A 21,126-nucleotide genomic window follows, 5' to 3' on the forward strand; every position below is an offset into this window, starting at 1 on the left:
CGCTCGCAGCGAGCCCGCCCCTGCCGAGACCGAGGAGGGGAGCACCCGATGAGCACCCCCCGCGAGGAGCGCGCCGCCCTGCTGCGCGCCGTCCGGCTGCTCGATCTCGACCGCAAGCGGCTCGTGTGGGCCGTGCTCGCCGGCAGCGCCGGGCTCGCCAGCGCCGTCGCCCTGACCGCGACCGCGGCCTGGCTGATCGCACGCGCCTCCCAGATGCCGTCCGTCGGACAGCTCGCGGTGGCCGCCGTCTCGGTGCGCCTGTTCGGCACCTCGCGCGCGGCGTTGCGCTACGTCGAGCGGCTCGCCTCGCACAAGGTCGCGCTCGACGGGATGGCCGCCCTGCGCGAGCGCGTCTACACGTCGCTGGCCGACGGCAAGGCCGACGCCGTGACCTCGCTCCGGCGCGGCGACCTGCTCGCGCGCACCGGCGCCGACGTCGACGCGGTCGGCGATGTCGTCGTGCGGGCGCTGGTCCCGGCCGCCGTCGCGAGCCTCGTGGGCGTCGGGTCGGTGGTGCTCGTCGGGTGGCAGCACCTCGGGGTCGGCCTGGTGCTCGCCGCGTGCCTGCTGGTGGCCGGCGTCGTCGGACCCGCGCTGAGCGCGCGGGCGGCGCGGCTGTCCGAGCAGGCCCAGCTCGTCGCGCACAGCGAGATCAGCTCGACGGCGATGACGATGGTCGACGGCGCGGGCGAGCTTGCCGTCTCCGGTCGGCTGCCCGGGATGGTCGCCGAGCTGCGCCGCACCGAGCGCACCCTGGCCCGCGCCAAGGACACCGCAGCCCGGCCCGCCGCGCTGGCCGCGGGCATCGACACCCTCGCGATGGGCGTCGCCGTGCTCGGCGCCGTGGTCCTGGGCGTGCCCGCGATGCTCGCCGGGACGATCCAGCCGGTCGAGCTCGCCGTGATCGTGCTGACCCCGCTCGCGGCGTTCGAGGGCACCGCGCTGCTCGGCCCGGCGGCCCGGCAGCTCGTGCGGTCCGGCGGCGCCGCGGTGCACATCATGGCCCTGCTGGACAGCGCCGCCGCGCCGCACGCTCAGCTTGAGCCAGCCGAGTCGGGCAACGGAGCGAACGCCCGGCTTCGCGTCCGCGGCCTCGCGGTGGGCTGGCCAGGCGGCCCCGTCGTCGCGCGCGGCATCGACCTGGACCTCGCGCCCGGCCGGGCGATCGCCGTCATCGGCCCGAGCGGGGTCGGGAAGACCACCCTGCTGCTGACCCTCGCGGGCCTGCTGGCACCCCGCGCCGGCGAGGTGACCCTGGCCGGCCGTCCGCTGTGGGGGGCGCCGCGCGAGGGCGTGAGCAGCCAGATCGTGCTCACCGCCGAGGACGCGCACATCTTCGAGACGACCGTGCTGGAGAACCTCCGGGTGGCCCGCGGTGACCTCACGCCGGCCGAGGCCACCGCGCTCCTCGCCCGGGCCGAGCTCGGCCCGTGGCTCGCGGCACTCCCCGACGGCCTGGACACCATGCTCGGCTCGAACGCCACCACGATCTCCGGCGGTGAGCGACGCAGGCTGCTGCTCGCCCGCGCCCTGGCCAGCCGCGCACCCCTGCTCCTGCTCGACGAACCCGGCGAGCACCTCGACCCGGGAGCCGCCGACCGCCTGGTCGCCGACCTTCTGCACACCGCGCACGACGACTCGGGGACGGCCGGCGAGCGGGCTGCCGGCGAGCCCGCGGCACGGGGTGTCGTGCTCGTCACGCACCGCCTGGCCGCGCTCGCCGCCGCCGACGAGGTGCTCCTGCTCGGCGCCGACGGCACCCTGGTCGCGCGCGGCACGCACGCGCGGCTGGTCGAGGAGGTCCCGGAGTACGCGTGGGCGGTCGCGCACGAACGCAGTCCCGTCGACAACGGTCTGGTCACGGCGCGACCCGCTGAGAACCGGCGAGCCGACTAAGCGCTAGCCTCGACACGCCTCACCTTCGCGTACTCACGCCTGATGAGCCCGATGATGAGCAGGTCGAAGACGGTCAGCAGCAGCATGCCGAGCGAGAACCGTACGACCATGCTGTAGACCTGAAAGACCACCAGCAGGCTCAGGGTGATCAGGGAGAACGGGTAGGCCCAGAGCTTGTTGCGCAGGATGCCGATGACCGCGACGAGCTTGATCACGGCGTGAATCCAGAGGTACGCGACCGCGTAGACCTTGACGCCCGAATTGAAATGGTCCGCGGAGTGCAGCACGAAATTCGCGAGCCGGTCGTGCGGGTCCTCCGCGACCTCGCGCTGGGTGAGGAACGCCAAGAAGCCGGTGAGCGAAGCCGGCTTCACGAGGACCAGGAGCAGCCCCGCCAGGAACTCCAGGGCTCCGGACACCCCCTTGATGATGATGCCGCCCTCGAAAACCTTGTCGAGAATCGACTCGGGGCGAAACCAGCTCATGCGCCCACTCTATGGCCGGGGGAATCGGGCACGGACCGGGCGTCCTCCCTCGTTATCCTGACCCGGTGACCGGACCGGCTGACTTCGTCCCGACCCTTCTCGGGGTCGCCCTGCTGATGACCCTGACCCTCGTGGTCCTCTGGGGCTCCCGCACACCGCACCGGCTCGCACCCGCGTGGGCCATCGTCCGCGGAACGGCACAGCTGGCCGCCATCAGCCTCGTGCTGAGCAAGGTGATCACCAGCGCCGTGTGGGTGAGCCTCGCCCTGCTGATCATGTTCACGGTCGCCTCGGTGACCGCGGCTCGGCGGATCAACTGGAGCTGGGGCCATCTCGCGCTGGTCGCCAGCGCCATGGGATGCGGCATCACGATCACCCTCGCGATCGTCTTCGCGACCGGGTCGATCGCCTTCACGCCGCGATACGCGCTGGCGATCGGCGGCATCGTGATCGGGAACGCGATGACGATCGCGACCCTGTCCGGGCGCCGGTTCACCGACTCGGTCGACCAGGGCTGGGAACAGGTCGAGGGCTGGCTCGCCCTCGGCGCAACCCCGCGGCAGTCGACCCTCGGCCTCGCCCGCAAGGCCGTCTACTCCGCGCTCATCCCCGCGACCGACCAGACCAAGACCACCGGCCTGGTCACCCTGCCCGGGGCGTTCGTCGGCGCGATCTTCGGCGGCGTGTCACCGCTCCAGGCGGGCATGTTCCAGATCATCGTCCTGGCGTCGGTCATGGCCGCCGGGTCGATCACCGCCGTCGTCGTCATCAGGACGCTCGCGCCGGTCCGGGTCCGGCCCGGCGCGCTCCGCTGAGCCCGCCGGCGGACCGCTGACCGGAGCGGCCTGCGTTCCTCCTCAGGTAGCCGACAGCACGCCCGAGGCGAGCGCACCGATCAGGACGACGCCGAGGGCGATGCGGTAGCCGATGAACACCGTGATCGGGTGGTGCGCGACGATGCGCAGCAGCCACGCGATCGAGGCGTAGGCCACGACCAGGCTGACCGCCGTCGCGACCAGGGTCGGCACCCACCCGACCGTCGAGGAGATGTCGCCCGCCGAGCTGACCCCCTCGTAGGCACCCGCCGCGACGAGTGCCGGGATCGACAGGAAGAAGGACAGCCGGGTCGCGGTGACCCGGTCCAGGCCGCGGAACAGGCCGGCGCTGATGGTGGCCCCCGAGCGGGACACCCCCGGCACGAGCGCGATGCACTGGAAGAAACCGACCACGAGCACGTCGCGCAGCTTGAGGTCGCGCTCCCCGCGCTGCTGGGTGGCGACCCGCTCCGCCCAGAACATCACCAGGCTCCACCCGATGAGCGCCGCCGCCACGACCCACAGGCTGCGCAGCGGACCCTCGATCAGCGGCTTCGCGAGGAAGCCCACGATCCCGATGGGGACCGACCCGGCGATGACGTACCAGGCGAAGCGGTAGTCGAACTCCCCGCGCGCGGCCGGGTTGAACAGGCCCTTGACCCAGGCCACCGCGAGTCGCACGATGTCGGACCGGAAGAAGATGATCACCGCGAGGATCGCGCCGCTCTGGATGATCGCGGTGAACGCCGTCACCCCCGGATCGTCGATCTTCAGGCCGAGCAGCTTCTCCACGATGGTGAGGTGCCCCGTGCTCGACACCGGCAGGAACTCCGTGATCCCCTCGACCACACCCAAAATAATCGCCTGGACGATGTCCACCCGAGCACTCCTTCATCGTGTTGCGTGCTCCAGCGACCTCGCGGTAGCGCGGCAATCGCTGGTTCCCCGCATCCGCCGAGCGGCGCGGGCCCACGGAGTCTTCCATGTCGCGGGCCCAGGACGGCGCGCAGGCGTGAAGATCTCGGATGCAGTCAGGGAAAATTCAGGTTGAGGCGCGGCGACCCCGATACACCCGGCTCTCGCGCAAGTAGGGACGAAGGTCCCTGACCCCGTAGGCCATCTCGGCGGATGGTGTCAGGACGGGCGCAATCCGCCCAACTGCTTCGGGGGGGCACAGTGCACATCGACGGACCGGTGGTGATCGCGCTCGACGGCTCGACGCACAGCGCCAAGACGTTGGCCTGGGGCCTCGCGGAGGCGACGCTCCGAGGCGCGGACGTGGTCCTGGCCCGCGTCTACCGCCTGCCGCGATCGCTCGTCGAGTGGAGCTGGTATCCGATCGTGGGCGAGGGGCTCGCGTTGGACACCGAAGCCAAGGCCTATCTCGCCGAGACCCTCGAGCGGGAGAGCGAGCTGCACCCCGACCTCACGATCCGCACCCTCCTGCTGAACGGGCCCGAGGTCCCTGAGCTGCGGCGACTGAGCGAGCAGGCCCAGCTCCTCGTCGTGGGCGCGCGCTGCCAGGACGGGCGGGCCAGGATCGGCTCGATCACCGCCCACCTCGCCGCCCATGCGCGGTGTCCCGTGGCCGTCGTGCGCGCTCGCGCGGACGCGGACCCTGACCGCTCCCCCGTCGTGGTCGGCGTGGACGGCTCGCCGTCCTCGCTCGACGCTGCGCGCACCGCGGCGCGCGAGGCTGCTCTCCGCGAGGCTGCGCTCGTCGTCGTGCATGCACGTCCGACGATCGCGGACCCGTATGGACAGAGCCTGCCGGAGCTTGCCCCGCCCTCCGGCAGCGACGTCGACCCCGACGACCCGACGCACCGCGCCGCCCGGTCGGTCGCCCGACTGTTGCGCACCGAGAACGTCGGCCTCGAGGTGCACCTGACCCTGGTCGACGACGACCCCGCGCACGCTCTCGTCGGCGCCGCCCGCGACGCCCAGCTGCTCGTCGTCGGCTCGCGGGGACTCGGCGCCTTCACCGGGATGCTGCTCGGTTCGGTCAGCACCGACGTGGTACGCCACGCGACCACCGCGGTGCTAGTCGTCCACAACAGCCTGACCGAGTAGGCAAGGTCGACCTCGGCACGCGAACTGCGAGCTGTTGTCGCATTCGAGCGCTTGGCGACAACGACTCGCAGTTCGCGAGTGCTGAGGTGGTTAAGAGAGCTGGTGGGGGTCGAAGAGGGCTCGCTCCTCGATGTCGGGGACCTGGAACACGCTCCGGGCGTACTCCAGCTCCGCCGGGTCGACCAGGACAGTTCCATGGGCATTGATCGCGTTGCGGATCGCCAGCCGGCGCGAGAGCTCCGCGACGGGCACGTCCAGGTAGTGCAGCTCGACCGCGACCCCGAGGGAGCGCGCCAGTAGCCGCATCTCGTCGCGCTCCGAGCGTCGCCAGAACCCCCAGTCGAGAATGACGTTGTAGCCCAGCCCGAGGAAATCCTGGCTCAGCTGGCGGAAGCACTTCTCGATGTGGTCGTGCGCCCGCTCGTCCGTGTGCGCAACGCCGAGGTTCGCCATCCACTCGTCCGGGTTGAGGCGGATACCCGGCATCTCGAGCGCCAGTCGCTTGGTGAGCGTCGACTTGCCTGAAGCGGGCAGGGCGCACGGCATGACGAGGCGAGGCTTCGACGCGGCGCGTTCAACACTGGGCCTCGTGTGAGGTTCCGGTTCAGACACGCCGACACCCTAAGTTCTCTTCGTCCCGAACCTCCAACGAAATTGCCCGACGGCGAACGGGCGTGAGCCCACGCGAGATGGGGGTTGTTGTCGTGTTCCGAGACGTGGTCGCATTTTCGTTGGGTTGACCGCCTCAGTGCAGCGCTCTGTGCATCCAAAACGCAGTGAATGAGGCGTTTTGGTGCACTTTCGCTGCACTGAGGGCTGCACTGAGGTTGAGCCGGCCGGCTGCGCGGACGGCGGGCCTTCGGGGCAGGGCGCCGGGACGACTGGGGCAGCGAGCCCGCGAACTCGCCAGGCGTCGAACTCGGACACTGTTCGATCGGCGAACTCGCGGGCGCGAACCCGTCCGCCGATTCGCGCCGCGAACTGGGAGTTGTTGTCGTGTTTCGGCGAAACTACGACATCAGCTCCCATCTCGTGAGCTCCTAGCCCGCGAACGCGGTTCCGGTCTCGAGCAGGGTCTTGAGGTCGCTGAGCACCCAGGCCCAGCCGCCACCCGCGCCCTGGTCCTCGTACGAACCGCCGAGGATCGCGGCCAGGTGCGGCGCGCCGTCGAGCTCGTGGGTGAGGGTCAGCGAGCACACGCCGTTGCGGGGCTCGGAGATCTCGTGGGTGATCCGGGTGAAGCCGTCCGCCGCCGTCGCGGCGTCCATCAGCATCCGGAACGTCGTGACGAGCTTGTGCGGCGGGTCGGCCTCGAGCACCTGCCCGTCGATGATCACCTCGGGGAGGTCGTTCCCCTGGGCCAGTGCCCCCGCGCGGAACCCCTCGGTCGCGCGGACCTGATAGGTACCGCCCGGGCGCAGGTCGTAGTCGGCGTAGCCCGTGTAGCCGTACCGCGCGGTCCACTCGGGCTTGGTGATCGCGTCCCAGATGGCCTGCGGGGTCGCCTTGATGTAGACGCGGTAGATCTGGACGCCCACGGCAGTGGCGGGGGTGGTGCTCTCGGTCTTCGCAGTCATGGTCCTGCCTCCAGCTCGGTCTTGAGGTCAGCCAGCGCCGACACGCGACGCTGCGCGTACTTGTGGATCCACCGTTCGTGGATCAGATGGATCGGTACCGGGTTGAGGTAGTGCAGCTTCTCCCGGCCCGATCGACGGGCCACCACGAGACCGGCGTCCTGCAGGACCCGCAGATGCTTCATCACCCCGAAACGTGTCATCTCCAGCTCGGACTCCAGCTCGGTCAGCGATCGTCCGTCGCGCACGAAGAGCCGGTCCAGCAGGAAGCGACGCGTCGGGTCGGCGAGCGCCTTGAACACCAGGTCGTCGTCGGTCACGCCCCAAGAATAGGTGACTAAAAGGTCACATGTCAACGCCTCGTTCTCGCTACCGTGAAGACGTGGTCGCCACCGTCGAACCGCGCGTCGTGCCCGCCCGGGCGTTGCTCCGATGGGCGGTCGGGCTGTCGCTGCCCGCTGCGGTCGCGGTGAGCGTCGCGGCCGGCGCGGGCTACGGCGTCGGGCAGAACCTGCTGCGCTCCGGAGGGAACGAACCCCAGTTCCAGATCGCCCAGGACGCGGCCGCCGAACTCACGGCGGGCGCGGACCCCGCGGCGGTCGCGAGCGGACCTCAGGTCGACCTCGCGACGAGCCTCGCCGTGGAGGTCACCGTGCTCGACGACGACGGGGCCGTCCTCGCGTCGACCGGACGCCTCGACGGTGCGCCGGTCCGGCCGCCGTCGGGAGCGCTCGACGCGGCGAGGACGCACGAGCCGAATGTCGTCACCTGGCAGCCGAGGCACGACGTGCGTCTGGCCGCGGTGATCGCCGCCTACGGCAGCCCTCGCACCGGAACCGTCGTCGTCGCCCGGTCGCTGCGCGTCGTGGAGGAGCAGGAGTCGCGGCTGCTCGCCCTCGTCGCGCTCGGTTGGGTCGGCGGGCTCGTGGCGACCGGGGTCGCGTCCGTCGCGGGGGCCTGGCTGTTGGCGCCGCGGCGGCGCAGCGAGGCCTGGTGAACGCGGACCTTGTGAACAGTTTCCCCAGATTCCTGCACAACCGTGGACAACCCGGACAAGCACCCTCCCGGTTAACGTCCGAGCGTTGACGTCCTATAGGACGTCAACGCTCGGACGTTAGCGGGGGTTGGCAGGAGCTGAGCCTCAGATGCTCTCCTGCTCGTCCCACGACGACCCGGAGCTCTCGTGCTCCTGCCAGTGCGCCTCGGCCTCGGACAGCGACCGTGGCGCGTGCGTGGCGTCGCCACCGGCGCGAATGTCGTGGCGGTGGCGCTCGGGGAGTTCCTCGGCGGGGGCCTCGTCCGCGGGGTGCTTGCCATCGGGCGGGCCGGTCCGGTCCGCATCGGGGATCACGTTTCTCATGCTTCTGTCCTACTCTCCCGCGGCCGTCCCGCGCGCGCAGATCAGCAACCGAGGAGACCCCCGCACCTGACGAGCGGGTGCGGGGGTCGGGTCGTGCCTACCGAGGTTCAGGCGTGGCGGTGGTTCGACTCCTCGCCGATCTTGTGCACCAGGATCGAGTTGGTCGTGCCCGGGATGCCGACCGGGGCACCGCAGACGACGACGACGTAGTCGCCGATCTCGGCGAGGCCGTTGGCCTGCAGCGTCAGGTCGACCTGCTGAACCATCGCGTCGGTGTCGTCCACGCTCGCGACCTCGTAGCTCTGCACACCCCAGCTGAGCGAGAGCATGTTGCGCACCGTGGTGACCGGGGTGAACGCGAGCAGCGGGATGAGCGAGCGCAGCCGCGACATGCGCCGGGCGGAGTCGCCCGACTGCGTGAACGTCACGAGGTACTTGACCTGGAGCGTCTCGCCGATCTCCGCGGCAGCGCGCGTGATGGCGCCACCGCGCGTGTGCGGGCTCGAGCCGAGGGGCGCCATCCGCTCGGCACCGAACTGCTCGGTGTTCTCGATGATCCGCGCCATGGTGCGCACGGCCTCGATCGGGAAGGAACCCATCGCGGTCTCGCCGGAGAGCATGACCGCGTCGGCGCCGTCGAGCACCGCGTTGGCGCAGTCGGAGGCCTCGGCGCGCGTCGGGCGGGGAGCGGAGATCATCGACTCGAGCACCTGGGTGGCGACGATGACGGGCTTGGCGGCGCGGCGAGCGAGCTCGACGGCGCGCTTCTGCACGAGCGGGACCTGCTCGAGGGGCATCTCGACACCGAGGTCACCGCGGGCGACCATGATGCCGTCGAACGCGTCGACGATCTCGGCGAGGTTCTCGACGGCCTGCGGCTTCTCGATCTTGGCGATGACGGGCACGATGCGCCCCTCCTCCTCCATGATCCGACGGACGTCGTCGTAGTCCCCCGCACTGCGCACGAAGGACAGCGCGATGAGGTCGCAGCCGATGTTGAGGCCCCAGCGCAGGTCGGCCTCGTCCTTCTCGGACATCGCGGGGACGGACACCGCGACGCCGGGCAGGTTCAGGCCCTTGTTGTTGGAGACCGGGCCGGCGACCTCGACGCGGGTGACGACGCGCGGTCCGTCGACGGCAGTCACGCGCACGAGCACGCGGCCGTCGTCGATCAGGATCGGGTCGCCGACGCGGGCGTCGTCGGGCAGGCCCTTGTGGGTCGTGGAGACGAGCTCCTTGGTGCCGACGACGTCCTCGGTCGTGATGGTGAAGATGTCACCGATCGCGAGCTCGTGCTTGGTGTCCTTGAACAGGCCGAGGCGGATCTTCGGGCCCTGGAGGTCGACCAGGACGGCGACCGAGCGGCCGGACGCCTTGGCGGCGGCCCGCACGTTGTTGTACACGCGCTCGTGGACCTCGGTGGCGCCGTGGCTCCGGTTCAGGCGGGCCACGTCCATGCCGGCGTCAACCAGGGCCTGGATCTGATCTGCGGACTCCGTGGCGGGTCCGATGGTGCAGACAATCTTCGCTCTACGCATGGGGGAAGCCTAGGCCTTTCGTGGTGGTGAGGTCCGTGCCCATGGTCCCGGCCGGGGGGCGGTGATCCGGGTTAACCCGCGGGCTAAGGAGCGTTACGGGCGCAGCGAGAGGGTGCTCGCGTTGATGGGGAACGGCAGCTCGGTGTGACCCGACAGGTACGCGTCGACGGACGCCGCGGCGGCCCGGCCCTCGGCGATCGCCCAGACGATGAGCGACTGGCCACGGCCCGCGTCCCCGGCGACGAACACGCCGGGCACCGAGGTCGCGTAGTCGTCCCCGCGCGCGACCCAGCCCCTGCCGGTGAGGTCGAGGCCCGTCTGCTCGACGAGCTCGGTGGTCTCGGGGCCGGTGAAGCCCATCGCGATCAGGATCAGGTCCGCCGGGATCTCCCGCTCGGTGCCGGCCGTCGGGAGCCGGCGGCCGTCCGCCAGGTACTCGGTGTTGGCCAGGCGGAGCGCGCGCACGTGCCCGGCATCCTCGCCCGTGCCGCCGACGAAGGCGACGGTCGACGCGAGGTAGTTGCGCTCACCGCCCTCCTCGTGCGAGCTCGAGACCTCGAAGATCGTCGGGTCGGTGGGCCATGGCTGGTTCGGCGGGCGGTCCGTCGGCGGGTGCTTGCCGATCGCGAGCGTGGTCACCGAGGCGGCCTTCTGGCGCAGCGCGGTGCCGAGGCAGTCCGAGCCCGTGTCGCCGCCGCCGATGATGATGACGTGCTTGCCGGTGGCGACGATCTGGTCGGGGACCTCGCGGCCGGCCCCGACCAGGTTCGCCTGGTGCAGGTACGGCATCGCGACGAGCACGCCCTCGAGGTCGCGCCCGGGCAGGGCGAGCTCGCGCGGGACGGTCGCCCCGGTCGCGATCACGACGGCCTCGTACCGGGCGCGCAGGTCGGTCCAGCTGATGTCCTTGCCGATCTCGATCCCCGGGCGGAACCTCGTGCCCTCGGCCTCCATCTGGGCCAGGCGGCGGTCGATGTGGTGCTTCTCGAGCTTGAAGTCGGGCACGCCGTAGCGCAGCAGGCCACCGATCGCGTCATCCCGCTCGTAGACCGCGACGGTGTGGCCGGCCCGGGTGAGCTGCTGGGCGGCGGCCAGCCCGGCCGGTCCGGAGCCGACGACGGCGACCGTGAAGCCGGTCAGGCGCTGCGGGATCTGCGGCGTCACCAGGTCCCGGGCGAACGCCTCGTCGATGATCGAGACCTCGATGTTCTTGATCGTCACCGGCGGCTGGTTGATGCCGAGCACGCACGCCGACTCGCACGGCGCCGGGCAGATCCGCCCGGTGAACTCCGGGAAGTTGTTCGTGACGTGCAGGCGCTCGATCGCGTCGCCCCACTGCTCCTGGCGGGCCAGGTCGTTCCAGTCCGGGATGAGGTTCCCGAGCGGGCAGCCCTGGTGGCAGAACGGGATGCCGCAGTCCATGCAGCGACCCGCCTGGTTCTTGACCATGAGGATGTCGTCGGGGTTCTCGGCGCGGTGGTTGTGCACCTCGCGCCAGTCCGTCAGGCGGACCGGGACGGGACGGTTCCGCGGGAGCTCGCGGTCCCGGTTCTTCAGAAAGCCACGGTGGTCAGCCACGGGACACCTCCAGGATGTGCTCCCACACGCCGGGCGCGCCGGGGTCGAGGCCTTCGGCCTTGGCGTTCGCCATCGCCACGGTCATGCGGGCGAACTCGGTCGGCAGCACCCGGGTGAACCGGCTGCGCAGCGCGTCGAGGTTGCCGAGCAGCTCGGCCGCGAGCTGCGAACCGGTCTCCTCGCCGTGCCGGCGGATCAGCTGCTCGATCCGGGCCACGTCCACGTCGTCCGGGACGCCGAGGGTGATCTCGCCGGACGCCAGGGCCGCGCCGTTGACCGCGCCGGGGCGCAGGTCCAGCACGTACGCCGTGCCGCCGGACATGCCCGCGGCGAAGTTGCGCCCGGTCCGGCCCAGCACCAGCACCGTCCCGCCCGTCATGTACTCGCAGCCGTGGTCGCCGACGCCCTCCACGACCAGGGTCGCGCCGGAGTTGCGCACGGCGAACCGCTCGCCGACGACGCCGCGCAGGTAGATCTCCCCCGACGTCGCGCCGTACCCGATCACGTTGCCCGCGATGACGTCGCGGTCGCCGGTGAGCACCGCGGAGCGGTCCGGGCGCACCACGATGCGCCCGCCGGAGAGCCCCTTGCCGACGTAGTCGTTCGCGTCCCCGAACAGGCGGATCGTGATGCCCGCCGGGAGGAACGCGCCGAGCGACTGCCCGGCCGACCCGGTCAGGGTGAGCTCGATGGTGCCGTCGGGCAGGCCCTCGCCGCCGAAGCGCTTGGTGACCTCGTGCCCGAGCATGGTGCCGACGGTGCGGTTCACGTTGCGCACCGGCAGATCGATCCGCACGGGTTCGCTGCGCTCGAGGGCGTCGGCCGCGAGGGCCACCAGCCGGTTGTCGAGCGCCTTGGCGAGCCCGTGGTCCTGGGTCGTGGTGTTGCGCAGCGAGGCGCCCTCCCACGGCTCCGGGACCGACAGGACGGGCGTGAGGTCGAGCCCGTCCGCCTTCCAGTGGTCGATCGCGGAGCGGGTGTCCAGGGCCTCGACCCGCCCGACCGCCTCTTCGATGCTGCGGTACCCGAGGGCCGCGAGGTGCTCGCGCACCTCCTGGGCGATGTACTCGAAGAACGTGACGACGAACTCCGGCTTGCCCGTGTACCGGGCCCGCAGCTCGGGGTTCTGCGTGGCGACGCCGACCGGACAGGTGTCCAGGTGACATGCGCGCATCATCACGCAGCCGGAGACGACGAGCGGCGCGGTCGCGAAACCGAACTCCTCGGCGCCGAGCAGCGTGGCCACCACGACGTCGCGCCCGGTCTTCATCTGGCCGTCGACCTGGACCACGATGCGGTCCCGCAGGCCGTTCAGCACGAGGGTCTGCTGGGTGTCGGCCAGGCCGATCTCCCACGGCCCACCGGCGTGCTTGAGGGAGGTGAGCGGGCTCGCGCCCGTCCCGCCGTCGTGACCCGAGATCAGCACGACGTCGGCGTGCGCCTTGGACACGCCCGCTGCCACGGTGCCGACGCCGACCTGGCTGACCAGCTTGACGTGCACCCGAGCGGCCGGGTTGGCGTTCTTCAGGTCGTGGATCAGCTGGGCGAGGTCCTCGATCGAGTAGATGTCGTGGTGCGGCGGCGGGGAGATGAGGCCGACGCCGGGCGTGGAGTGCCGGGTCGCGGCGATCGCCGGGGACACCTTGTGCCCGGGCAGCTGCCCGCCCTCGCCGGGCTTGGCGCCCTGCGCCATCTTGATCTGCAGGTCGTCCGCGTTGGTCAGGTAGTCCGACGTCACGCCGAACCGGCCGGAGGCGACCTGCTTGATCGCGCTGCGGGTGACCGGGTCGTGCAGCCGGACCGGGTCCTCGCCGCCCTCGCCGGTGTTGGACCGCCCGCCGATCGAGTTCATGGCGACGGCCAGGGTGGTGTGCGCCTCGGCCGAGATCGAGCCGTAGGACATCGCCCCGGTGTTGAAGCGCTTGACGATCTCGCTGACCGGCTCGACCTCGTCGAGCGGGACGGCCGGGCGCGCGCCGTCCTTGAAGGACAGCAGGCCGCGCAGCGTCATCAGGCGACGGGCCTGGTCGTCGACCCGCCGGGTGTACTCGCGGAACACGTCGAACTGGCGGGTGCGGGTGGAGTGCTGGAGCCGGAACACCGTCTCCGGGTCGAACAGGTGCTCCTCGCCGTCCCGGCGCCACTGGTACTCCCCGCCGACGGCGAGCCGCTTGTGCGGCAGGCTGTTGCCGCTGTGCGGGTACGCGTCCGCGTGCCGTGCCGCGACCTCGGCCGCGACGACGTCGAGCCCGATCCCGCCCAGCCGGCTCGTGGTGCCGGCGAAGTGCCGCGCGACGAGCTCCTCGGAGAGCCCGATCGCCTCGAAGACCTGCGCGCCACGGTAGGACGCGATGGTTGAGATCCCCATCTTGCTCATCACCTTGAGCACGCCCTTGCCGAGCGCCTTGATGAGGTTGGCCACCGCCTTCTCGGGCGTGACGTCGAGGTAGCCCGCAATCGCGAGGTCCTCGACGGTCTCCATCGCGAGGTACGGGTTGACCGCGGCCGCGCCGTAGCCGATGAGCAGCGCGACGTGGTGCACCTCGCGGACGTCACCGGCCTCGACGACCAGGGACACCCGGGTCCGGGTGTGCCGGCGCAGCAGGTGGTGGTGCACAGCGCTGGAGAGCAGCAGGGAGGGGATGGCGGCCCGGGTGGCGTCGCCGTCCCGGTCGGACAGCACGATGAAGTTGACGCCGGACGCGACGGCCTCGTCGACCTCCGCGAAGATCTCCTCCAGGCGCTCTTCCAGCGCTGCGCCGCCGCCCTCGACGCGGTACAGCCCGCGCACGGTGGTCGCGCGGAAGACGCCGGCCAGCTTGGGGTCGCGCTGGATGTGCGCGATCTTGGCGAGGTCGTCGTTGTCGATCACCGGGAAGGGCAGCGCGAGCTTGCGCGCGTGCTTGGGGGTGTCCTCGAAGAGGTTGGGCTCGGTGCCGATCACGCCGGCGATCGAGGTGACGAGCTCCTCGCGGATCGCGTCCAGCGGCGGGTTGGTGACCTGCGCGAACATCTGCGTGAAGTAGTCGAACAGCAGCCGGGGCCGGGTGGAGAGCACCGCGAGCGGGGTGTCCGAGCCCATCGAGCCGAGCGGCTCGCCGCCGGTGTTGGCGATCGGGCTGAGGAGAATCTTGAGCTCTTCCTCGGTGTAGCCGAACGCCCGCTGGCGCCGGTGCACCGAGGCGCGCGAGTGCGCCACGTGCTCGCGCTCGAGGAGATCGGGCAGCGCGACGCCGTTGTCCCGGACCCACTTGGCGTACGGCTTCTGGGCGGCGAGCTGGGCCTTGATCTCGTCGTCCTCGATGATCCGTCCGGCGCCCGTGTCGACCAGGAACATCCGCCCGGGCTCGAGCCGGCCCTTGCGGACCACGGTGGCCGGGTCGATGTCGAGCACGCCCGCCTCGGAGGCGAGCACGACGAGACCGTCCTCGGTGACCCAGTACCGCCCCGGGCGCAGCCCGTTGCGGTCCAGCACGGCACCGATGAGCGTGCCGTCGGTGAAGTTGAGGCACGCGGGGCCGTCCCACGGCTCCATCAGGGACGCGTGGTACGCGTAGAACGCGCGCCGCGCGGGGTCCATGTCGGCGTGGTTCTCCCACGCCTCGGGGATCATCATCAGCACGGCGTGCGGCAACGAGCGACCGGCCAGGTGCAGCAGCTCGAGCACCTCGTCGAAGCTCGCCGAGTCGCTCGAACCCTCGCTACACACCGGCAGCAGCGGCGCGAGGTCACCGAGCTTGTCGCTCTTGAGCGTGCTCTCGCGCGCCGCCATCCAGTTGCGGTTGCCGCGGACCGTGTTGATCTCGCCGTTGTGGGCGATCATCCGGAACGGCTGGGCGAGCGGCCAGGACGGGAACGTGTTCGTCGAGAACCGCGAGTGCACCAGCGCGAGCTCGCTCGCGTACCGCGGGTCGGACAGGTCGGGGAAGAACGGTTCGAGCTGGGCGGTGGTGAGCATGCCCTTGTAGACCAGGGTCCGCGCGGACAGCGACGCGAAGTAGACGTCGGCCTCCCGCTCGGCGCGCTTGCGCAGCCGGAACGCGCGGCGGTCCAGGTCCAGCCCGGCGAGCTCGCCGGAGGCGTCGGCGACGACGAGGTGCCGGAACCTCGGCATCGAGTTGCGTGCCATGGGCCCGACCAGGTCGGCCGTGACCGGCACGTCACGCCAGGCGAGCACGTCGAGCTTCTCCTCGGCGGCGATCTCCTCGATCGCACGCTCCGCGACGGCACGCTCGTCGTCGTCGGTGGGCAGGAAGGCCATGCCGATGGCGTAGTGACCCGCGGCCGGCAGCTCGGCGGCGATCACGTCGCGCATGAACGCGTCCGGGATCTGCGTCAGGATGCCCGCACCGTCACCGCTGTCCGCCTCGGCGCCCACGGCACCGCGGTGGTCGAGGTTCAGCAGCGCGGTGAGCCCGGCGTCGACGATGTCTCGACCTGGCGTGCCGCGCAGCGTGGCGACGAAGGCAACGCCGCAGGCGTCGTGCTCGTTCGCAGGGTCGTACAAACCCTGGCGTTGGGGCGCTTCGGCCTTAGCCGGGCGCATCGACGACGTAGACATCTGGACCGCCCTCACCGTCCCCGGCTCGCGGCCGGGGCTGTTGCAAAGAACTGGGGGTACACGGGGACGCCGTCGGCCCGAACGTGTCTTGTGGACGATACATGGCGGAAACACACCGTGGACAGAGCGTCCATCGCGACGGACCGCGCGCGGCCCGGATTCACTGGGCCCTGTCTTCCGCGTCCTGCTCGTCCGCCGAGGTCGCAGGCTCGAGCAGCACCGTCGTTTCACGCACTGCGTGCCGACGTCCGATCACCACGAACGCTACCAGCGCCCCGAGCCCGACGATGATCGAGGTCCAGACGTTGAGCCGCAGCCCGAGGATGTGCTCGGCCGGGTCGATCCGCAGCAGCTCGATCCAGAGCCGACCCGTCGTGTACAGCACGACGTAGAGCCAGAACGCGCGTCCGTGCCCGAGCCTGTAGCGCCGGTCCAGGTAGATCAGCAGCGCCGCGGCGGCGAGGTTCCAGAGGAGCTCGTACAGGAACGTGGGATGGAACAGGGTGTCCGCGGGGTATCCCGCGGGGAAGCCGGGGCTCGTCGGGTCGATGCGCAGGCCCCACGGCAGCGTCGTCGGCGCCCCGAAGAGCTCCTGGTTGAACCAGTTGCCGAGCCTGCCGATCGCCTGGGCGACGAGGAGGCCCGGGGCGAGGGCGTCGCAGAACGGCGCGAACTTCACGCCCTGGCGCTTGCACCCGATCCAGGCGCCGACCGCGCCGAGCGCGATCGCGCCCCAGATGCCCAGGCCGCCCTGCCAGATGTACAGCGCCCGGATCGGATGGCCGCCGGCGCCGAAGTACGCCTCCGGCGAGCTGATCACGTGGTAAAGACGCCCGCCGATGATGCCGAACGGCACGGCCCAGAAGCAGACCTCGAGCACGGTGTCCGGGTCGCCGCCGCGTTCCGCCCAGCGCCGCCGGGAGATCCACATCGCGACGGCGATGCCGCTCAGGATCGCCAGCGCATAGGCCCGCACCGGGAAGATCCCGAGGTGCCAGACGCCCTGCGACGGGCTGGGGATCGCCGCCGGCAGGACCGCGGACAGGGCCGTAAGAGAGATCACGCCTTGATCGTACGGTCCGCGGACCGTACCCCGGCGGCCAGTCCGGCCGTGACGGCCGTGAGCCCCGCGATCCCGGCGGCGAGGGTCTTGGCCTCGAGCAGCGGGCGCACCAGGGCCGAGCCCACGATGACGCCGTCCGCGTAGGAGGCGACCTGCGCCGCCTGCTCGGGCCGGGACACCCCGAGCCCCACACAGACCCGCTGCGCGCCGGCCTTGCGGGTGTCGGCGACCAGCGTCGAGGCCCTCGCCCCGAGCGTCGTGCGCTCGCCGGTCACCCCCATCGTGGAGGCCGCGTAGACGAAGCCGCGCGACGCGGCCGCCGTCGAGGCGAGCCGCTCGGGCGTCGAGCTGGGGGCCACCAGGAAGACCCGATCGAGAACGTGGGCGTCGGAGGCGGCGATCCAGTCGCCGGCCTCGTCGGGGATGAGGTCGGGCGTGATCAGGCCCGCGCCGCCCGCGGCAGCCAGGTCCCGCGCGAACTTCTCGACCCCGTAGTGCATGACCGGGTTCCAGTACGTCATCACGAGCACGGGGGCGCCGGCCAGCGCGATCTGCTCGACCGCACCGAACAGGTCGCGGACCCGCGAGCCGCCCGCGAGGGCGTGCTCGACGGCGCGCTGGATGACCGGGCCGTCCATCACCGGGTCGGAGTACGGCAGCCCGATCTCGACGATGTCGACACCGGCCTCGACCATCGCGGTCGCGGCCGCGATGGAGCCCGCCAGGTCCGGGAAGCCGAGCGGCAGGTAGCCGACCAGTGCGGCGCGGCCCTCGCCGCGCAGGGCGTCCAGGCGGTCCTCGGTCTGACTCACGCGGTCGCCCCGTCCTTCGTGTCTGCGTCGAGCAGCCCGAACCACGCCGCCGCGGTCTCCACGTCCTTGTCGCCGCGCCCGGAGAGGTTCACCAGCACGACGCCGTCCGGCCCCAGCTCGCGGCCCAGGTCAAGCGCACCGGCCAGCGCGTGCGCCGACTCGATCGCCGGGATGATGCCCTCGGTCCGGCACAGCAGCCGGAACGCCTCCATGGCCTGGGTGTCCGTGATCGGCCGGTACTCCGCGCGGTGGATGCTCGCGAGGTAGGAGTGCTCCGGCCCGACCCCGGGGTAGTCCAGCCCCGCGGAGATCGAGTGGCTCTCGATGGTCTGCCCGTCCTCGTCCTGGAGCAGGTAGGAGAACGCGCCGTGCAGCACGCCCGGGCTGCCGGCGGTGATCGTCGCCGCGTGGCGGCCGGTCTCGACGCCGTCGCCGCCCGCCTCGAAGCCGACCAGGCGCACGCCCGGGTCATCGAGGAACGCGTGGAAGATGCCGATCGCGTTCGACCCGCCGCCGACGCACGCCGCGACGACGTCGGGCAGGCGACCGACCAGGTCGAGCACCTGGGCGCGGGCCTCCTCGCCGATGATCCGCTGCAGGTCGCGGACCATCGCCGGGAACGGGTGCGGTCCCGCGACGGTGCCGAACACGTAGTTGGTCGTGTCGACGTTCGTCACCCAGTCGCGCAGGGCCTCGTTGATGGCGTCCTTGAGGGTGCGCGACCCGGTCGTGACGGGCACGACGGTCGCACCGAGCAGCTCCATCCGGGCGACGTTGAGCGCCTGCCGGCGAGTGTCCTCCTCGCCCATGTACACGACGCACTCGAGGTCGAACATCGCCGCCGCGGTGGCCGTCGCGACGCCGTGCTGGCCCGCGCCGGTCTCCGCGATGACGCGCGTCTTGCCGAGCCGCTTGGTCAGCAGGGCCTGGCCGAGCACGTTGTTGATCTTGTGCGAGCCGGTGTGGTTGAGGTCCTCGCGCTTGAGGATGATCCGCGCCCCGCCGGCGTGCGCGGCGAACCGCGGCACCTCGGTGATGATGCTGGGCCGACCGGTGTAGGTGCGGTGCAGTCGCGCGAGCTCCTCGGTGAACGCGGGGTCCACCTTGGCCTTGTTGTACTCGGCGTCCAGCTCGTCGAGGGCGGCGATCAGCGCCTCGGGCACGAAACGGCCCCCGAAGTCACCGAAGTACGGCCCTGCCCCCATGGCCAGCGATGCGCGCACCGCTGTGTTCTCCTGCTCCACGCGTCCTGCTCCTTACGTTCGGTTCGGTCGCTGGCGCACGGCGCGCAACGACGGGTGTGCGCCGGCGGCGACGAGGTCGGCCACCGACTTGCGCGGGCTCTCGTCGGTGACGAGCGCCTCGCCCACGAGCACCGCGTCGGCGCCCTCCCGGGCGAAGGCCATCACGTCGTGGGGTCCCCGGACGCCGGACTCCGCGACCCGCACGATGTCGACCGGGATCACCGGTGCCACCCGCGCGAAGGTCCCGCGGTCCACCTCGAGCGTCTTGAGGTTGCGGGAGTTGACGCCGATCAGCTGGGCGCCCGCGTCGACCGCGCGCGCGACCTCCTCCTCGTCGTGCACCTCGATCAGCGCCGTCATGCCGAGGGAGTGCACCCGCTCGACGAACGAGGTGAGCACCGTCTGCTCGAGCGCGGCGACGATCAGCAGGACGACGTCGGCGCCGTAGGCGCGGGCCTCCCAGATCTGGTACGGGGTGACGATGAAGTCCTTGCGGAGGATGGGGATCTCCACCGCGCCACGCACGGCCGTGAGGTCGGCGAGCGAGCCGCCGAACCGGCGCTGCTCGGTGAGCACCGAGATGACGGCGGCGCCGCCCTTCTCGTACTCCAGGGCGAGCGACGCGGGGTCGGTGATCGGGGCGAGCGCCCCCCGGCTCGGGCTCGAGCGCTTGACCTCGGCGATCACCGCGACGGCCGCCTCGTTGTGCAGCACGCTGAGGCACTCCTTGGCTCCCGGGACGCGTGCGGCGCGCTCCTTGAGCGCGCGCAGCGGGGTTGCCGCCTCTCTGATCGCCAGGTCCTCGCGGACTCCGGCGATGATGTCATCCAGGACCGTCATCGTCACCTCACTCCCCCTGTACGCATCCCGCGCCCACGCGAAGGTCGACGAGGATTTCCCGCCATCGTAGTTGCGCCCACGTGCAGGTCCCGACCATGTCCATGGGTCGGCGGATCCGCGTCCGGGCGGCTCAGGGGGCGAGCCAGGGTGCCAGCGCCGGGACGTTGCGCAGCACGCCGAAGCACACCACGACGACCAGGACGATCCAGGCGAGCCGGGTGCTGCGCCGGTTCGATGCCTCCGTCGGCGGTCGGCTACGCGTGCTCCAGGACCGGCGAAGCCACCGGGCCCACGCCCCCGCGAGCAGGGGCACGGCCAGCACGACCAGTGGATTCATGCCCCAGGCACCGACCAGGTCGAGGTGGGCGAGGTCGTGCACCGCGCGCAGGCCGCCGCACGCCGGGCAGTACAGGCCGGTCAGCGACAGCATCGGGCAGGTGAGGTAGTGCCCGGGGCTGTTCGGGTCGACGAGGGCGACGTACGCCGTCGCGGCGAGCGTGAGCGCCCCGACCACGAGCGGGTCGCGCGCCTGCTTCACGACGACGGCGCGGCCCGGCCCCGCGATCGGGGTCGGGCCGCGCCGGTCACTACGCGTGCGCACGGTGCTCAGCTTCGTGGCACTCAGTTGGTGCCCATGGTGCCGAACTCGTGGAAGTTGCTCCAGCCGCCACTGGCGACGCCGATGATGATCAGGACGAGCACGAGCAGGCTCCCGATCGTCGAGATCCAGCCGAGCACGATGCCCGCTGTGCCCATCCCGGCGTTGTTGGCGAGCCCCTCCGCGGCGGCTCGCTTGGCCTTCGATCCGACGATGATCGCGGGGATCCCGGCGAAGAAGCCGCACCCGATCGAGACGAGCCCGAGCACGAGCGCCCAGACGCCGAGGCTGTTCTTGGGGTACGCGTAGCCCGGGGGCTGCGCCGGGTAGCCGTAGGCGCCAGGGGCCGGCGCCGGCGGCGGCGCGCCGTACCCGGGCGGCTGGGCGTCGTATGCGGGCGGCGGCGGCGGTGCGCCGTACGCGGGCGGCTGGCCGCCGTACGCGGGCGGCGGCGGTGCGCCGTAGGCCGGCGGCTGCGGGGCGCCGTAGGCCGGCGGCGGTGGCGGCGTGCCGTAGGCCGGGGGCTGCTCACCGGCAGCCGGCGGCTCTGCCCCGTAGGGCGGGGGCGGCGGGGGGTCGGCCGAGCTCGGCGGCTCGGGCTCGCGCCCAGCCGCGTAGGGGTCCTGCGGTGCGGTTGGATCCGACATCGAACCTCCATGCTGCTACGGCGGGTCCGGGCGTCGCCCCGGACC

19 protein-coding genes are annotated in these 21,126 nt (G+C 71.6%); 4 read left to right on the forward strand and 15 right to left on the reverse strand.

What is annotated here, in order from left to right; genetic code table 11:
* The first annotated feature begins 48 nt into the window (after positions 1 to 48).
* Positions 49 to 1,896: a thiol reductant ABC exporter subunit CydC gene (gene cydC / locus VIM26_RS09600; protein ID WP_331950528.1), complete on the forward strand. Its 1,848-nt coding sequence runs from the start codon at positions 49 to 51 to the stop codon at positions 1,894 to 1,896.
* Here the strand turns inward: cydC and VIM26_RS09605 are convergent.
* Entirely contained in the window at positions 1,893 to 2,381 is a 489-nt protein-coding gene (locus VIM26_RS09605) for a DUF2127 domain-containing protein (RefSeq protein ID WP_331950530.1), read from the reverse strand. The two genes, cydC and VIM26_RS09605, sit on opposite strands and share 4 nt — an antisense overlap.
* A 65-nt stretch (positions 2,382 to 2,446) precedes the next feature.
* Between VIM26_RS09605 and VIM26_RS09610 the strand changes: the two genes are divergently transcribed.
* Positions 2,447 to 3,196 (forward strand): ABC transporter permease, encoded by a 750-nt coding sequence (locus VIM26_RS09610; protein WP_331950532.1) that lies wholly within the window; start codon positions 2,447 to 2,449, stop codon positions 3,194 to 3,196.
* A gap of 42 nt (positions 3,197 to 3,238) precedes the next feature.
* On the opposite strand, the gene VIM26_RS09615 is transcribed toward VIM26_RS09610, so the two are convergent.
* Positions 3,239 to 4,075 (reverse strand): undecaprenyl-diphosphate phosphatase, encoded by an 837-nt coding sequence (locus VIM26_RS09615; protein WP_331950534.1) that lies wholly within the window; start codon positions 4,073 to 4,075, stop codon positions 3,239 to 3,241.
* Positions 4,076 to 4,372: 297 nt separating this feature from the next.
* Between VIM26_RS09615 and VIM26_RS09620 the strand changes: the two genes are divergently transcribed.
* Complete coding sequence (locus VIM26_RS09620; RefSeq protein WP_331950536.1) at positions 4,373 to 5,266, forward strand: universal stress protein; 894 nt, start codon at positions 4,373 to 4,375, stop codon at positions 5,264 to 5,266.
* 90 nt (positions 5,267 to 5,356) lie between these two features.
* On the opposite strand, the gene VIM26_RS09625 is transcribed toward VIM26_RS09620, so the two are convergent.
* From VIM26_RS09625 to VIM26_RS09635, 3 genes are all read right to left on the reverse strand, one after another.
* Positions 5,357 to 5,812 carry an ATP-binding protein gene (locus VIM26_RS09625; RefSeq protein WP_331950538.1) on the reverse strand — a complete coding sequence of 152 codons (456 nt, stop codon included), beginning with the start codon at positions 5,810 to 5,812 and terminating at the stop codon, positions 5,357 to 5,359.
* 494 nt (positions 5,813 to 6,306) lie between these two features.
* The gene (locus tag VIM26_RS09630) at positions 6,307 to 6,843 is read right to left on the reverse strand and encodes an SRPBCC domain-containing protein (protein ID WP_331950540.1); all 537 of its coding nucleotides are present in this window, start codon (positions 6,841 to 6,843) and stop codon (positions 6,307 to 6,309) included.
* Complete coding sequence (locus tag VIM26_RS09635) at positions 6,840 to 7,160, reverse strand: metalloregulator ArsR/SmtB family transcription factor (protein ID WP_331950542.1); 321 nt, start codon at positions 7,158 to 7,160, stop codon at positions 6,840 to 6,842. The genes VIM26_RS09630 and VIM26_RS09635 overlap by 4 nt, the downstream gene beginning before the upstream one ends.
* A 62-nt stretch (positions 7,161 to 7,222) precedes the next feature.
* On the opposite strand from VIM26_RS09635, the gene VIM26_RS09640 reads away from it, so the two are divergent.
* Positions 7,223 to 7,837: a hypothetical protein gene (locus tag VIM26_RS09640; RefSeq protein ID WP_331950544.1), complete on the forward strand. Its 615-nt coding sequence runs from the start codon at positions 7,223 to 7,225 to the stop codon at positions 7,835 to 7,837.
* Positions 7,838 to 7,981: 144 nt separating this feature from the next.
* Here VIM26_RS09640 and VIM26_RS09645 read toward each other — a convergent pair whose 3' ends face one another.
* The 10 genes from VIM26_RS09645 to VIM26_RS09690 form a co-directional block, all read right to left on the reverse strand.
* Complete coding sequence (locus VIM26_RS09645) at positions 7,982 to 8,200, reverse strand: hypothetical protein (RefSeq protein ID WP_331950546.1); 219 nt, start codon at positions 8,198 to 8,200, stop codon at positions 7,982 to 7,984.
* Between the two features lie 107 nt (positions 8,201 to 8,307).
* Entirely contained in the window at positions 8,308 to 9,738 is a 1,431-nt protein-coding gene (gene pyk / locus VIM26_RS09650) for a pyruvate kinase (RefSeq protein WP_331950548.1), read from the reverse strand.
* A gap of 93 nt (positions 9,739 to 9,831) precedes the next feature.
* A complete protein-coding gene (locus VIM26_RS09655) occupies positions 9,832 to 11,316 on the reverse strand; it encodes a glutamate synthase subunit beta (RefSeq protein ID WP_331950550.1) in 1,485 nt (494 codons plus the stop codon).
* Positions 11,309 to 15,877 carry a glutamate synthase large subunit gene (gene gltB, locus VIM26_RS09660; protein WP_331950552.1) on the reverse strand — a complete coding sequence of 1,523 codons (4,569 nt, stop codon included), beginning with the start codon at positions 15,875 to 15,877 and terminating at the stop codon, positions 11,309 to 11,311. The genes VIM26_RS09655 and gltB overlap by 8 nt, the downstream gene beginning before the upstream one ends.
* 160 nt (positions 15,878 to 16,037) lie before the next feature.
* Positions 16,038 to 16,937 carry a prolipoprotein diacylglyceryl transferase gene (gene lgt, locus VIM26_RS09665; protein WP_414696468.1) on the reverse strand — a complete coding sequence of 300 codons (900 nt, stop codon included), beginning with the start codon at positions 16,935 to 16,937 and terminating at the stop codon, positions 16,038 to 16,040.
* Positions 16,937 to 17,752, reverse strand: coding sequence for a tryptophan synthase subunit alpha (trpA, locus tag VIM26_RS09670; RefSeq protein WP_331950556.1), 816 nt, complete (start codon positions 17,750 to 17,752; stop codon positions 16,937 to 16,939). Before trpA ends, lgt begins: the two co-directional genes overlap by 1 nt.
* Positions 17,749 to 18,957, reverse strand: a complete 1,209-nt coding sequence (gene trpB, locus VIM26_RS09675) for a tryptophan synthase subunit beta (protein ID WP_331950564.1) — start codon at positions 18,955 to 18,957, stop codon at positions 17,749 to 17,751. The genes trpA and trpB overlap by 4 nt, the downstream gene beginning before the upstream one ends.
* 51 nt (positions 18,958 to 19,008) lie before the next feature.
* Entirely contained in the window at positions 19,009 to 19,836 is an 828-nt protein-coding gene (trpC, locus tag VIM26_RS09680; protein WP_331950558.1) for an indole-3-glycerol phosphate synthase TrpC, read from the reverse strand.
* Between the two features lie 130 nt (positions 19,837 to 19,966).
* Positions 19,967 to 20,437, reverse strand: a complete 471-nt coding sequence (locus VIM26_RS09685; RefSeq protein WP_331950560.1) for a DUF2752 domain-containing protein — start codon at positions 20,435 to 20,437, stop codon at positions 19,967 to 19,969.
* A 20-nt stretch (positions 20,438 to 20,457) separates the two neighbouring features.
* Positions 20,458 to 21,081 (reverse strand): DUF4190 domain-containing protein, encoded by a 624-nt coding sequence (locus VIM26_RS09690; RefSeq protein WP_331950562.1) that lies wholly within the window; start codon positions 21,079 to 21,081, stop codon positions 20,458 to 20,460.
* Between the last annotated feature and the right edge of the window lie 45 nt (positions 21,082 to 21,126).

It is taken from the genome of Pengzhenrongella sp., assembly GCF_036565025.1.
In the GTDB taxonomy this organism is placed as follows: domain Bacteria; phylum Actinomycetota; class Actinomycetes; order Actinomycetales; family Cellulomonadaceae; genus Pengzhenrongella.